This window comes from Kribbella sp. (assembly GCF_035687465.1).
Taxonomy (GTDB): Bacteria; Actinomycetota; Actinomycetes; order Propionibacteriales; family Kribbellaceae; genus Kribbella.
Genome location: NZ_DASRXP010000247.1, coordinates 1 through 13,208 on the forward strand (window position 1 = coordinate 1; position 13,208 = coordinate 13,208).

Here is a 13,208-nt window from a genome sequence, read left to right on the forward strand (position 1 = left end):
CGTCGAACGCGTCGGCCGGCGTGAACCGCCGGAGCAACGCATAGCAGAACGAGTGGAACGTCATCGACGGCATCACCCGCGTCGTCCGCCCGAGCCGCCCGGTGATCCGGTCCCTCAACTCGGTCGCCGCTTTCCGACCGAAGGTGAGAACCAGCACCTGATCTGGACTCAACCCACGCTTGGCAACGCGATCAACAACCGCCTCGACAAGAGTCGTCGTCTTCCCCGTGCCAGGCCCGGCCAACACCAGCAGGGGTCCGCCCGCATGGTCCACCACAGCTTGCTGATCGCCATCGAGAACCGGCGCAGGGACCTGCTCCACCCCACGCCCCTCCGGCCTGACAAGCCGATACCGGGACCCTGTTCTGCTGACCACCGCCCCATCCCATCAGAGCCCACCGACAAACCCTCCCCGCACCGCCGCCCACCCCCAACCTTCCCGCAATCCGGACACATCGCATTGCGTGGCCGGACCACCTCCTTCGCCATCGCTCCCCCCAGGTTGCTCACGGACGCCCGGCGTACCGACGGACAGGTAGTAGTCCGGAAACGGCTCGGCGCCGGTCCGGCCTGAGCGTGACCACAGGCCGCGCGGGCGACCACTACCTGTCCATCGGTACGCCAAGGCCGCGGCCGAAGGTCCTGGCTGATGGTGGGTCCGGGTCCGCGGCGGAGACCGGGCTTCGGGGTCCGCAGGTGAAGCGGACACGTGGCAAGGTGGCGGGTCTTCACCTTGAACGGAGTTGACGGTGTTCAACCACGAGCCGACCGATTACCAATGCCCGTTCTGTTTGGTTGTTTCGGGCGGTGATGATCACCTGACCAGCCCCCTACTCCTAGAAGTTGCGGCAGTGCTTCGCCACCGCCAACTGATGGGTGAAGATGCTGCTGGTGTGCCGACGGACAGGTAGTAGTCCGGAAAACGACTCGGCGGCGGTTCAGGTTGAGCGCGACCGCGGGACGGGCGGGCGACTATTACCTGTCCGTCGGCACGCCGATGCGGTCGCTGTCTCCCATTACGGGCTCAGGGGTTCCAGCGGACTTGGCGGAGGTTTACTTTGCCGTTGGTTACTCGGACGCCGTCGGAGCGGAGGCGGTGGAGTTGTTCGTCGCCTACTTCGTCCGCGGGGACGCCGCTGGCTCGGATGACTCGCCACCAGGGGACGCCGCCGCCGTACTCGCGCATGATGGCGCCGACCTGGCGCGGGCCACCTTGGCCGACGTAGGCGGCGATGTCCCCGTACGTCGCGACGTTGCCGGGTGGGATCGACTCGACCGCCAGCAACACCGCCTCCAAGTACTCCTCCCGATCCACGATGTGCCTCAGGCCAGTGGCGCCAGGGCCTTGGCGAGGGGCTCGAGGATGGTGGGGTCGGTGTCGAGGGGGAGGTTCATGATGACCAGGTCGACGCCCGCTTCCCCGTACGCCGCGGCGGTGGCGGCCGCGGTCTCGAGGGGCTGGTCCGGGTCGATCCGGACGTTCACCGAGCAGGTGATCTCGGCGGGATCGCGGCCGACGTCCTCGCAGTGCTGGACCAGGATGGCCTTCAGCGGCTTCCACTCCTCCGGACTCGGCACGATCACGTTCCACTGCTGTGCCCAGCGCGCGACTGATCGCAGTGTGCGCTTCGGGCCCTTGCCGCCGATGGTGATCGGCGGGTGCGGGGTCTGCACTGCCTTCGGCTCGCAATTCGCGTCCGTCAGTTTCACGTACTGGCCGTCGAAGTTCGCGACCTTCTCGGTGAGCAGCGCGATCATCGCCTGCACACCCTCGTCGAACCGGTCGAAGCGTTCCTTCAGCGGCGGCAACTCGATCCCGTACGCGTCGCACTCCATCTGGTTCCAGCCCGCGCCGATGCCGAGCTCGAGCCGGCCGTCGGAAATGATGTCGGTGGTCGCCGCCATGTTCGCGAGCACCGCCGGGTGTCGGTAGATCATCCCGGTCACCTGGCAGCCGACCCGGATCCGGCTGGTCGCCTGTGCCAGCGCGGCCAGGGTGGTCCAGGCCTCCAGGTTCGGTCCCGCCATGTCGCCGCTGAGCGGGTAGAAGTGGTCCCAGTGCCAGGCGGACTCGAAGATCTCGAACTCGTCCGCCGCCACCCACACGTCCCGCATCCGCTGCCAGGTCGTGTGTTCAGGCCTCGTCTTGATCGCAAACCGCATGCCGTCGCCTCCCGGGTAAGGGGTTTCCCTCCCGCAACCTACCCCGTCAGTCGAGGCCCAGCCGGGCGCGGACCTCAGGGCGTCGCAACGGGGGCACGGTCTGCGGTGGGACCCGGCGTTCCGGCATCTCCTCCAGCAGGGCTTCGGTGATCCGGGCCACCTCGGCGGCGGCCCGTTCGATCGGGGCGCGGGTGGTCGCGCTCAGCGAGCCGACTCCCGTCACCTTGCGCACGTACTGCAGCGCCGCCGCATAGATCTCCTCGGAGGTCGCCGCCGGCTCGAGTCCACGAAGAACGGTGATGTTTCTGCACATGCCCCCGACCCTACGACCCGCCGGGGACAACCGCAGTGCCCTAAAGGGTATTCCAGCGCGGCGCCGAACTGTTCCGCGACGTCCGCCGGGAAGCCCAGGCGTCGGCAACCACCGAGGACCAGTTGGAGCTCGGCCTCATCTCGGTCATCGCGTGGAGCCGCTGGTGTATGGACAACCAGGTCCTCGCCCAGCTCCTGTTCTGGCGGACCGTGCCGGGATTCGAGCCTTCGCCAGCAGCTTTCGCGCCGGCCCAGGACGCGATCCAGGATCTGCGGGAGCACCTGCAGAAGACGGTGGATGCAGGCCTTCTCCACCCGGACGCGGCGAGCGACGAGGGAATCGCGCTCTACACCTCGATCACGTCCGGCGTGCTGTCGCAGCAGTTGGCGAACGAACCGGGCGCTTCCTTCGAAGAAGGCCGTTTCACCCGGCTGCTGCCGACGGTGCTCGAGATGTTCTACCAGCGATACACACCGACCAGGGGGAAGAGATGAGCGTAGTACTGGCCAGAGAGATCACCAGGGCAGATCGGAAACAGTCCCGGCTTTACCGCGATGCGGAGATCCAGGCCTGGCATGACCTGCTGGACAAGATCGACGGCGACGACTGGCACCGTCGTACGGTCTGCGACGAATGGGACGTCGCGGACATCGCCGGGCACCTGATCGGGCAGGCCGAGGACGTGATCCGGCCTTGGTCGTTCCCGCGCCGCTTCCGCAAGGCCAAGCGCGTCTATCCCGAGGTCCCCGTGTTCGACGCACACATGATGGTGCAGGCTGACGAGCACCGCGGTACGCCGCCGGCCGAACTACGGGCGCTGTTCGACCGCGTCTGGGGAAAGGCGACGCGGACGATCTCCCGCAACCCGGAACTCATCCGCAGGATCAGCTTCAAGGTCGAGGGCATCCCCGGGTTCGACCGGATGGCCCTCGGCTACGTCCAGGACATCCTGCTCGCGCGTGACCTGTGGATGCATCGCGACGACGTCTGCCAGGCACTAGGCCGCGAGTTCGACGCCGGCCCGTACGCCGAGGAGGTGGTCGCGCAGGTGATGCTCGACCTCGAGGACGGGCAGTTCTGGCAGGGCACAGCGGTCGAGCTGGTTCTCAGCGGCCAGGGAGGTGGAACGTATCGGCTCGGGAGGGAGGAGCCGATCGCCACCGTCCGAACAGATGCCGTCGGCTACATGCGGACGGTATCCGGCCGGGATGACCACCCCGTCGTCGAACTCCTCGACGGCGATCCGGCAGGTGCCGATGCGGTCGCCACCTGCCGGATGCCTTTCTAGTAGGACGGTTGCGACGGGTCGATCTGGTCGACCCAGGCGACTACGCCGCCGCCTACGTGGACGGCGTCGGAGAAGCCGGCGCCCTTGGCGATCGCCAGGACCTCGGCGGAGCGGACGCCGGACTTGCAGTGGAAGACCAACTGCTTGTCCTGCGGGAGCTTCTCCAGCGCCACGCCGGTCTGGAAGTCGGCCTTCGGGATCAGCACGGATCCGGGGATCCGGTTGATCTCGTACTCGTTCGGCTCGCGGACGTCGATCAGCAGGAAGTCCTTCTCGCCGTTGTCCTTCAGCTTGATCCACTCGCTCAGCTGCTTCACCGAGATGGTGGAACCGACGGCTGCGTCGGCCGCCTCCTCGGTGATCGCGCCGCAGAAGCTCTCGTAGTCGATCAGCTCGGTGACGGTCGGGTTCTCGCCGCAGATCGCGCAGTTCGGGTCCTTGCGGACCTTCAGGGCGCGCCAGTTCAGGTCGAGGGCCTCGTAGATGTTCAGCCGGCCGAGCGACGGGTCGCCGATGCCGGTGAGCAGCTTGATCGCCTCGGTCACCTGGGCCGCGCCGACGGACGCACAGAGCACGCCCAGTACGCCGCCCTCGGCGCAGGACGGAACCATGCCGGGTGGCGGCGGCTCCGGGTAGAGGCAGCGGTAGCACGGACCGTGCTCGGCCCAGAAGACGCTGATCTGGCCGTCGAAGCGGAAGATCGAGCCCCAGACGTACGGCTTGCCGAGCAGCACCGCGGCGTCGTTGACCAGGTACCGGGTGGCGAAGTTGTCGGTGCCGTCGACGATCAGGTCGTACTGCTCGAAGATCTCGAACACGTTGTCGTTGTCGAGGCGGACCTCGTGCAGCACGACGTTGGTGTTCGGGTTGGTCTCCAGGATCGACTCGCGCGCCGACTGGGCCTTGGACTTCCCGACGTCGGACTGGCCGTGGATGATCTGGCGCTGCAGGTTCGACTCGTCGACGGTGTCGAACTCGACGATGCCGAGGGTGCCGACCCCGGCCGCGGCCAGGTAGAGCAACGCGGGGCTGCCGAGACCGCCGGCGCCGATCACCAGCACCTTGGCGTTCTTCAGCCGCTTCTGACCGGCCATCCCGACCTCGGGGATGATCAGGTGACGCGAGTAACGGCGGACCTCGTCAATGGTCAGCTCGTCAGCCGGTTCGACCAGCGGGGGCAATGACACTTCGGCTCCTCATCGACGGGAAAATTTCGGGATCTCCGGGTTTCAACCATCGTTCTCCCTCCCATGTTCCCGCACCCCACCAACACCCCGGTCAAAGGTCCGTATCGCGGGACATCAGTCTCACCGCCCCTGCTGTCAGTCGTTGTCGCTGATGGTGCCGGTCACGGTGACGGGGAGCTTGACGGTGCCGCCCTCGGCGTGGTCGATCACCGCTGTGAAGGTCTCCGTAGGCTCCTTCACCTTGTCGTCCAGCAGGCGCACCTGGATCGTGCCGGAGGTCTGCCCGGGCTCGATGTAGCCGTCGACCGAGCGATCGACCACCGGGTCCGTCCCGTTGTCCCACATGCTGGTGTAGTCCTTCCTGATCACCGCCGTGCCGTCCGCGAGCTGCCCACTCACCCAGACGAACTTGTCGCTCTGCGCGGACAGTTTCAGCGGGAACTCGAGGAACTCGGCGTTCTCCGTCGCCGTCGCCGGGCCGATGGTCAGCGTCGGCGTCGGGTCGTCGTCGATCACCACACCATGCCCGAAGGACTCGGCCAGCAACCCCTCGTGCGGTGCCGAGAGAACCAGACTGAAGTTCAGGTCGTAGCTGTCCCGGGTGTTGGCCTTGATCGGCACGGTCACCTTCTGCCGGCTCTGGCCCGGCTTGAAGACGAGCAACCGGGCGACGTCCCCGACGGAGGTGCCGAGGTCGCCGCTGGTTTCGGCGTACACCTTGACCGGCCGCACGCTCGGCCGCGACATCGTCACCCAGAAGTCGACGTTCTTGGTGCCCGTGTCCCCCTCGACCACCTTCACGCTGGAGGCCGACAGCCGCGGCAGGAGCGCCGGCGCAGACCGTCCGAGGCTCGGGGTGGAGAACGCCAGATCGCTGACGAACACCGATCCCTTGGCGACCCGGTCGGTCCGCAGCTCGATCGCCCGGACGTCGCGCAGATCGATCCCCTTCAGCGAACTGGTCGGGATCCGCACGGTCCGCAGCAGGTTCTTCGGCAGGCCGGTGTCGTCGGCGCCCGGCATTCGCACCAACGCATCCCCGAGACTCGATGCGGGGATGGACGCCGCGCGCCCGTGACCGTCGATCACGCGAACACTGAGGTCGGTCCGGGGTGCGTCGGCCGGATCCGGAGACGCCCGGAACGACAGCGCGGAGTACCGGCGAACGTCGCGTTGCGCGGCCGTCAGGTTGATCCGCAGGGATCCGCTCTTGCCTGTCCAGCTGAGCTTGGTGACAGCAGTGGTCGGAGTCTCGGCGGCGTAGTACGCCTCGGTCCAATGCGGCGACTGGGAGCTGTCATCGTTCGTCACGCAGGTGCCAGGCGTCGTAGCCCCAGCCGGCCGGACGCCGGCGCACACCGTCGCCGTCGCGCTGCCAGTGACAGCCCCGGCAGCCAGTGGCTGGTCAAGACGGTTGATGTCCTGCCGGCTCGCGGCAGGCGCTTGCGACACCACCCGTACTACGGCTCGCCCGGCTGAGGTGGCTCGGCTGTTGGACCCGTCGAGCAGCGGGAGCAACTGGGTCTCGTGGCCGAGCTGGAGCCGGAAGAATCCCGCGACATAGGCGGTCCCCACGGCCTGCTGCTCCTTCGCGCTCAACCTTCCCACGTACTCCGAACCACAGGGCGAGGTCTTCTCGTCGCCCCACCAGTCGTCGTTCGAAGGAGCCTCCGACTGGCCCGGGGTCCACTCGGTGTTGAAGAAGTTGTGGTTCGCCCCGAGCACCGTCACGGTGGAACGTGGTGCGGTGTCACCGGACACGGAGTACCGGGTGTCGTCGTAGAACTTCTGGCCCTGCAGGTCGGAGACATCGCCATCGCAGTACGGCAGGATGACGCTCATCGCGACACCGGGCACGGTGGCCCGGGCGAAGTCGGTCGGCGCGAGCGGCAGTACTGCGCGGATGCCGTACTTGCCACCGCGATCCGCATTGAGGACAGCGGCACGGGCAACGCCTTCGCCGCCGCGCGAGTGGCCCATCAGGCCGATGTTGTTCAGGTCCACCTTGCCGACGAACTTGCTGCCGAACGGCCCGCCGCCCAGAGTCGACCACTTCTTCCACAGGTCCAGGTGGTCGAGGATCAGCTCGGCCCGGGCCTGCGCGCCGGAGTCGTAGACGTCACCGTCATAGGCGTTCACCGCGTTCGCGCTGATGGACACCACCTGGTAGCCGTTGCTGGCGAGGGCCTCGGCCGGACCGTCGTATCCGCGGTAGCTCGGCACCGGCTTCGCGCCGCCACTGCAAGGCCACGGGGTTGTGGGCGGCTCGGTGTCGTCACCGCCGTAGCAGTACTCGTGCCGGCCGTGCAGGAAGACCACGAGCGGTCGCGCACCGACCGCCCCGCGCGGCGAGTACACCTTGCCGCGGACCTCCGACTTCTGCCCGAGGCCCGGCAGGTAGACCGCCTGGTCCCCGAGGTTGTACTCGGCCGTCTCGACCTGATACTTGCCGGTGGCACCGGGATCCGCACTGAGTGCGGGCCCCTGCGGCGCCTTCAGCCAGTCGGCGTCCGTGGGACCTGCCGCCTGCTTCGAGCGGAGGTCGTTCAGCGCGGGATCGCCGGTCCAGACCGGGCGGACGTCGCGGGCCCGCAGTACGGCTGGATCCTTGCTGATCAGGCTTAGGCTGCGGCGGTCGGGCGACTGCTTGGCGACGCCGACCGGGCGGAAAGTTGTCCTGGTCAACTGATCAGCTGGCGGAAAGCGCGCTCGACCTCCTGCGGATGTTCCATCTGCGCCACATGACCGGATTGCGGCAGGTAGAGCGAGCGAGCGTTCGGGAAGACGCGCTGGGCCTTGGTCCTGATCCGGGCGTCGACCAGCCGGTCGCGTCCTCCGTAGATCAACAGGACGGGACAGGTGATCCGCGCGGCGTCTGCCCACAGCGACCTCCGCGGCGGTGCCAGGGACGACCGGACCAGACTGCGCGCACCCTCGACCGTCGGGAGTGGTTCCCACGCCTCCGCATCCCGTCGGCGCAGCTCGGCCTCATGAGCCTCCAGTACTTCGGGCGGCAGCGCGCCGGGGTTCCCGTAGATCATCGAGATCGACGCCTTCAGCCGCCGGTCGAACGGGATCCGCCGGGACCGGTCCAGCACGGTCGACCCGAGCCGGGGAGTCGCCAGCGCCAGGAACCACAGGGTGGTCACCGAAGCTCGTGGATGCGGCAGCGCCGGGGAGATCAGGGTCAGCGACTTCACCCGGTCCGGCCGGCGCGCCGCGAGGGTCACTGCGACCGCTCCGCCCATGGAGTTGCCGAACAGGTGCAGCGGCTGGTCGAACTCGGAGTCCATCAGTTCCTCGAGCACGTCTGCCTGCTGGTTGATGCCGCCCAGGCCCGGCAGGGGCGGCGTACGACCGAAACCGGGGAGGTCGGGTGCGATGCCGCGGACTGTGTCGTTCAGCAACAGGCCGAGCGTGGTCCAGTTCAGCGAGGATCCGCCCAGGCCGTGCACGAACAGCGCCGGCGGCAGGTCCTTCGCTGCGTCCGGTATGTCCCTGACCAGCAGATCCACGCCGGCGACCGGCACAGTGCGAGCCGGCCATTCCTGTACCCCGATCGGTACCGCAGCGCCGGTTACCACCCCATTGCTCTCCATTGAGCCATGCTAGGTCGCATGGCCGCACCGCAGCAGCTGACCACTGAGGTCGATGGGCAGACGATGAAGCTCACCAACCTCGGGAAAGTGCTCTATCCGCAGGTGGGCTTCACGAAGGCCGAGGTGATCGACTACTACCACCAGGTCGCATCCCTGCTGCTGCCACATCTGTCGGACCGGCCGCTGACCCGGAAGCGCTGGCCGGACGGTACGGGAGCCGCTTACTTCTTCGAGAAGAACGCACCCCGCGGTACGCCGAGCTGGGTCCGCACAGTGACACTCCCTACCCCGGGTAGTTCCACTGGACGGGACGAGGCGGACTTCGTGGTCGCCGACGACGTGCCCACGATCGTGTGGCTCGCCAACCTGGCCGCGCTCGAACTGCATGTCCCGCAGTGGCGGATCGGGCTGTCCGACACCGGCAAGACCCCGCGGGCTGACCTGATCGTCTTCGACCTCGATCCGGGACCCGGGGCCACCATCGTCGAGTGCTGCGACGTCGCCCTCGCGCTGCGCGAATTGCTGGGTCACTACGGCCTCGAAGGCTGGCCGAAGACCTCGGGCAACAAGGGGATGCACCTGTACGTGCCGATCGAGCCGGCCCCATCCCGGGCGGCCAGTGCCTTCGCCAAGCAACTCGCGGAACAACTGGCCGAGGCCCTGCCGGAGAACGTGACGGCGAACATGACGAAGGCGCTCCGCCCGGGCAAGGTCTTCATCGACTGGAGCCAGAACGCCAGCGCCAAGACCACGCTGGCGCCGTACTCGCTGCGTGGCGCGGAGGAACCACGGGTCTCCACGCCGATCGACTGGGACGAGGTTGCCGCTGCCACGGATGCGGCCGAGCTGACGTTCCTGCCGGCCGACGTACTAGCTCGGATCGAGGAGTACGGCGACGTGCTGGAGGGCCTCTACGACGACCCCAAACCCCTCCCTTCCTAACCGCCGAACCGTCGGCGGTACGGACACCGACGACTACCGGTAGGTAGGATTCGCTGCAACGAACCGGTGGCTTGCCGCTGCCGGCGCCGCACCATCGAAGGAGCCGACGTGTCGACGACACCGGAGACCGCGCCCAAGCGTGGCAGCCGCCTGCCGCGTCTGGCCCGCCGCGCGCAACTGCTCGAGGCGGCCCAGGAGGTCTTCGTCGCGAACGGCTACCACGCCGCCGCGATGGACGACATCGCCGATCGCGCCGGCGTCTCGAAGCCCGTGCTCTACCAGCACTTCCCAGGCAAGCTGGAGCTCTACCTCGCGCTGCTGGACACCTCCTGCGACGCGATCCTGGCCTCGGTCCGGGACGCGCTGCGCTCCACCGAGGACAACAAGGAACGCGTCGGTGCCACCATCCACGCCTTCTACGAGTACGTCGCGAACGCCCAGGGCGCTTTCCGGCTGGTCTTCGAGTCGGACCTGACCAACGAAACCGCCGTCCGGGAGCGGGTGGACCGGGTCACCCACCAGTGCGCCGAGGCATGTTCCGAGGTGATCAGCGCGGACGCCGGGCTGAGCAAGGAGCAGTCGATGGTGCTGGCGGTCAGCCTGGTCGGGATGGCCCAGGTGAGCGCCCGGTACTGGCTGGCCTCGGACAACCCGTCGCTGACCCAGGAGCAGGCGGCCGACCTGGTCGCCAGCCTGGCCTGGCGCGGCATCCGCGGCTTCCCCCGCACCGACGGCTGAATCCCGTCCTGCGAGTCGCCCCTGCTCGTCGACACCGGGTTCTGCTGTCGGCGGACGGGTGAGAGCTGGGGTCGCCCAGCGGATAGGCTCGAACTGGTACCGGCGAGAGCCGCCGGTCGCAAGGTGCCCGGGAGGGTTTCGTGGAGGTCAAGATCGGCGTCCAGCACGCCAATCGCGAGTTGGTCCTGGAGAGCGAGCAGAGCCCGGACGAGGTCCAGCAGGCGGTCGCCGAGGCGCTGTCCGGCAAGGCCAACCTGCTGCAGCTCACCGACGACAAGGGCCGCCGGGTGATCATTCCGGCCGACCGGCTCGCCTACGTGGAGATCGGCGAGGAAGCGATCCGCAAGGTGGGCTTCGGCGCCATCTGAGCTTGCTACCGGGCGGCGATCCGAACTCGATCCGGACACGGGTCGCGTGTCCCGGTTGCGGAGGGCGATGAAGCGGGCACGATGAGGGTAAGACCTGCACGTTAGGTGGTCTGTTTAGCCCAGGGCACCAGAAGGCTGCAGGTCAGCCACCCCCTCTAGGAGGAACCGTGTACTGGGTCTGGATGATCATCGTCAGCCTCATCGCCGGAGTCATCTTCGGGCCACTGGCCCGGCTGGTGCTACCGGGCAAGCAGAACATCAGCCTCGGCTGGACCATCCTCGGCGGCGGCATCGGCGCCTTCATCGGTGGTCTGATCGCCTACTTCCTCGACATCAAGGAGACCGACGGCCCGGACTGGCTCCAGTACCTGATCCAGATCATCTGTGCCGCGATCGTGGTCGCCTTCATCTCGTCCCGCAACAGCAGATCGAAAACAGCAGCCTGAGCAACACCCACAGCGGCCGCCACCCCTTCGAGGGCAGGCGGCCGCTCTGCTTCAGGGCTGCAGACCGAGGGCGGTCATGCGGGCCGTATGGGCCTCAGTCAGCCGGGTGAACATCCGCCCGATCGCGGCCAGGTCCAGACCGGGCCGGTCCACGCTGCCGGCCAGCAGGGCCGCGAGGGGGTCCCGGTCCGCGGCGATCCGCTGGGCCTGGCTGAGGGCCTCACCCACCAGGCGGCGGCCCCACAGCGCCAGGCGGCCGCCCAGCTTCGGATCCTCCTCGATCGCCGCCCGGACCCGGTCCACCACGAACTCGGCCTGGCCGGAGTCCGCGAACACCTCGAGCACCAGCGCCCGGGTGTCCGCGTCCACGTACGCCGCGACCTCGCGGTAGAAGTCGTTCGCCAGGCCGTCGCCGACGTAGGCCTTCACCAGTCCCTCGAGCCAGTCCGACGGCGCGGTGTGGTCGTGGAACGCGTCCAGCGGGGTGACGAACGGCTGCATCGCGTCCATCGGGTCCACCCCGAGTGAGACCAGCCGGTCCCGCAGTTGGACGAAATGCCCGAACTCGGTGGTGGCCAGCTGGGCCAGTTGAGCCTTGTCGTCCAGGGTCGGGGCGAGCTTGGCGTCCTCGGCGATCCGCTCGAACGCGGTCAGTTCGCCGTACGCCAGAACTCCCAGCAGATCCACCGCCGCGGCCCGGTAAGCAGGGTCGTCGAAGGCTGTCGTCTCGGTCATGGGCCGCACACTATCGGGCGCTCGGGGGTGGGGGCCGGATGTGCGCGGGGCGGCTCCACCTGGTATTCCAGCTACACTGGAGGTTGTTTCGCCGGTGACGCGCCCAGATGGGCAGCTGGTGCGAGCCGCTTGCACAGTGTCCCGCGCCGTGAGTACAAGGGTGGATCTTGACTGATCCGCCCTCGGCGCCCGGCCCTGTTGCAACTGTCCGCACAAGCATGTGAGAGGCGATCAGCCTGACCACCTTCCGAGAGCTCGGCGTCCTGCCCGAGATCTGCGACGCACTCGATCGCGTCAACATCATCGAGCCTTTCCCGATCCAGGAGATGACGCTCCCCGTCGCACTGATGGGGACCGACCTGATCGGCCAGGCCCGTACCGGTACCGGTAAGACCCTCGGGTTCGGTATCCCGCTGCTGCAGCGCACCATCTCCCCCGGCGAAGCCGACTACGAGGAGCTGGCAGCGCCCGGCAAACCCCAAGCGCTGGTCGTCACCCCGACCCGCGAACTGACCATCCAGGTCGCCAAGGACCTCGAGACCGCTTCCACGGTCCGGACCGTCCGCATCCTCACCATCTACGGCGGCGTCGCGTACGACCCGCAGCTGGACGCGCTGAAGACCGGTGTCGACGTCGTCGTCGGTACGCCGGGCCGGCTGCTCGACCTGGCCAACCGTGGTGTCCTCGACCTGAGCCACATCAAGGTGCTGGTGCTCGACGAGGCCGACGAGATGCTCGACCTGGGCTTCCTGCCCGACGTGGAACGCATTCTGCGCAAGACCCCCGAGCTCCGTCAGACGATGTTGTTCTCGGCAACGATGCCGTCGGCCGTCGTCTCGCTGGCACGGACCCACATGCGGCACCCGCTGAACATCCGGGCCGAGTCGCACGACGACTCCCAGATGGTCCCGGCGACCGCGCAGTTCGTCTACCGGGCCCACGACCTGGACAAGCCGGAGGTCGTCGCCCGCATCCTGCAGGCCGAGGACCGTGGCCGGGTGATGATCTTCTGCCGCACCAAGCGGGAGGCGTCCCGGCTCACCGACGACCTGATCGACCGTGGCTTCAAGGCCGCCGCGATCCACGGTGACCTGAACCAGCAGGCCCGCGAGCGGGCGCTGACCCGGTTCCGCGGCGACAAGATCGATGTCCTGGTCTGTACCGACGTCGCGGCGCGTGGAATCGATGTCGAGGGCGTCACGCACGTCATCAACAACACGTGTCCCGAGGACGAGAAGGCCTACGTGCACCGGATCGGCCGCACCGGCCGGGCCGGCGCGAGCGGGATCGCCGTCACGTTCGTGGACTGGGCCGACGTGGTCCGCTGGAAGACGATCAACAAGGCGCTCGACCTGCCGTACGACGAGCCGCAGGAAATCTACTCGACGTCGCCCGAGCTGTACCACGACCTCGGGATCCCGACCGACGC

At 67.9% G+C, this 13,208-nt stretch carries 15 protein-coding genes; 7 read left to right on the forward strand and 8 right to left on the reverse strand.

Going from position 1 to position 13,208, the window contains the following annotated elements; translation table 11 throughout:
• The 4 genes from VFG33_RS12500 to VFG33_RS12515 all read right to left on the reverse strand — a co-directional run.
• The coding region (locus VFG33_RS12500; RefSeq protein WP_325025756.1) for a UvrD-helicase domain-containing protein at nucleotides 1-322 on the reverse strand (322 nt) is incomplete at its 3' end.
• 702 nt (nucleotides 323-1,024) lie between these two features.
• Nucleotides 1,025-1,315 carry an MGMT family protein gene (locus tag VFG33_RS12505; RefSeq protein ID WP_325025758.1) on the reverse strand — a complete coding sequence of 97 codons (291 nt, stop codon included), beginning with the start codon at nucleotides 1,313-1,315 and terminating at the stop codon, nucleotides 1,025-1,027.
• A gap of 8 nt (nucleotides 1,316-1,323) precedes the next feature.
• Nucleotides 1,324-2,163: a TIGR03560 family F420-dependent LLM class oxidoreductase gene (locus VFG33_RS12510; RefSeq protein WP_325025760.1), complete on the reverse strand. Its 840-nt coding sequence runs from the start codon at nucleotides 2,161-2,163 to the stop codon at nucleotides 1,324-1,326.
• A gap of 46 nt (nucleotides 2,164-2,209) precedes the next feature.
• Nucleotides 2,210-2,476, reverse strand: coding sequence for a DUF2277 domain-containing protein (locus tag VFG33_RS12515; RefSeq protein WP_325025762.1), 267 nt, complete (start codon nucleotides 2,474-2,476; stop codon nucleotides 2,210-2,212).
• A 167-nt stretch (nucleotides 2,477-2,643) separates the two neighbouring features.
• Between VFG33_RS12515 and VFG33_RS12520 the strand changes: the two genes are divergently transcribed.
• Nucleotides 2,644-2,970 carry a hypothetical protein gene (locus VFG33_RS12520; RefSeq protein WP_325025764.1) on the forward strand — a complete coding sequence of 109 codons (327 nt, stop codon included), beginning with the start codon at nucleotides 2,644-2,646 and terminating at the stop codon, nucleotides 2,968-2,970.
• Nucleotides 2,967-3,764, forward strand: coding sequence for a maleylpyruvate isomerase family mycothiol-dependent enzyme (locus VFG33_RS12525; protein ID WP_325025766.1), 798 nt, complete (start codon nucleotides 2,967-2,969; stop codon nucleotides 3,762-3,764). Before VFG33_RS12520 ends, VFG33_RS12525 begins: the two co-directional genes overlap by 4 nt.
• Here the strand turns inward: VFG33_RS12525 and moeZ are convergent.
• From moeZ to VFG33_RS12540, 3 genes are all read right to left on the reverse strand, one after another.
• Entirely contained in the window at nucleotides 3,761-4,951 is a 1,191-nt protein-coding gene (moeZ, locus tag VFG33_RS12530) for an adenylyltransferase/sulfurtransferase MoeZ (RefSeq protein ID WP_325025768.1), read from the reverse strand. The two genes, VFG33_RS12525 and moeZ, sit on opposite strands and share 4 nt — an antisense overlap.
• Before the next feature lie 135 nt (nucleotides 4,952-5,086).
• Nucleotides 5,087-7,636 carry a Calx-beta domain-containing protein gene (locus tag VFG33_RS12535; protein ID WP_325025770.1) on the reverse strand — a complete coding sequence of 850 codons (2,550 nt, stop codon included), beginning with the start codon at nucleotides 7,634-7,636 and terminating at the stop codon, nucleotides 5,087-5,089.
• On the reverse strand, nucleotides 7,633-8,550 hold the full coding sequence (locus VFG33_RS12540; protein WP_325025772.1) for an alpha/beta fold hydrolase: 918 nt from the start codon (nucleotides 8,548-8,550) through the stop codon (nucleotides 7,633-7,635). Before VFG33_RS12540 ends, VFG33_RS12535 begins: the two co-directional genes overlap by 4 nt.
• A gap of 18 nt (nucleotides 8,551-8,568) precedes the next feature.
• Here VFG33_RS12540 and ligD point away from each other — a divergent pair, with 18 nt between their 5' ends.
• From ligD to VFG33_RS12560, 4 genes are all read left to right on the forward strand, one after another.
• Entirely contained in the window at nucleotides 8,569-9,492 is a 924-nt protein-coding gene (gene ligD / locus VFG33_RS12545) for a non-homologous end-joining DNA ligase (protein WP_325025774.1), read from the forward strand.
• 108 nt (nucleotides 9,493-9,600) lie between these two features.
• Nucleotides 9,601-10,230 (forward strand): TetR/AcrR family transcriptional regulator, encoded by a 630-nt coding sequence (locus VFG33_RS12550; RefSeq protein ID WP_325025777.1) that lies wholly within the window; start codon nucleotides 9,601-9,603, stop codon nucleotides 10,228-10,230.
• A gap of 140 nt (nucleotides 10,231-10,370) precedes the next feature.
• A complete protein-coding gene (locus VFG33_RS12555; protein ID WP_325025779.1) occupies nucleotides 10,371-10,598 on the forward strand; it encodes a DUF3107 domain-containing protein in 228 nt (75 codons plus the stop codon).
• 167 nt (nucleotides 10,599-10,765) lie between these two features.
• Nucleotides 10,766-11,044: a GlsB/YeaQ/YmgE family stress response membrane protein gene (locus tag VFG33_RS12560; protein WP_325025781.1), complete on the forward strand. Its 279-nt coding sequence runs from the start codon at nucleotides 10,766-10,768 to the stop codon at nucleotides 11,042-11,044.
• 51 nt (nucleotides 11,045-11,095) lie between these two features.
• Here VFG33_RS12560 and VFG33_RS12565 read toward each other — a convergent pair whose 3' ends face one another.
• Complete coding sequence (locus tag VFG33_RS12565; protein ID WP_325025783.1) at nucleotides 11,096-11,779, reverse strand: ferritin-like fold-containing protein; 684 nt, start codon at nucleotides 11,777-11,779, stop codon at nucleotides 11,096-11,098.
• Between the two features lie 326 nt (nucleotides 11,780-12,105).
• On the opposite strand from VFG33_RS12565, the gene VFG33_RS12570 reads away from it, so the two are divergent.
• Nucleotides 12,106-13,208 (forward strand): DEAD/DEAH box helicase (locus VFG33_RS12570; protein WP_325025785.1); only part of this gene is annotated, 1,103 nt, incomplete at its 3' end.

Coding starts and splice junctions, on each gene's coding strand:
- VFG33_RS12510 (WP_325025760.1), bottom strand. CDS start 2,163: ATGCGGTTTGCGATCAAGACGAGGCCTGAACACACGACCTGGCAGCGG.
- VFG33_RS12515 (WP_325025762.1), bottom strand. CDS start 2,476: ATGTGCAGAAACATCACCGTTCTTCGTGGACTCGAGCCGGCGGCGACC.
- VFG33_RS12520 (WP_325025764.1), top strand. CDS start 2,644: ATGGACAACCAGGTCCTCGCCCAGCTCCTGTTCTGGCGGACCGTGCCG.
- VFG33_RS12525 (WP_325025766.1), top strand. CDS start 2,967: ATGAGCGTAGTACTGGCCAGAGAGATCACCAGGGCAGATCGGAAACAG.
- VFG33_RS12540 (WP_325025772.1), bottom strand. CDS start 8,550: ATGGAGAGCAATGGGGTGGTAACCGGCGCTGCGGTACCGATCGGGGTA.
- ligD (WP_325025774.1), top strand. CDS start 8,569: ATGGCCGCACCGCAGCAGCTGACCACTGAGGTCGATGGGCAGACGATG.
- VFG33_RS12565 (WP_325025783.1), bottom strand. CDS start 11,779: ATGACCGAGACGACAGCCTTCGACGACCCTGCTTACCGGGCCGCGGCG.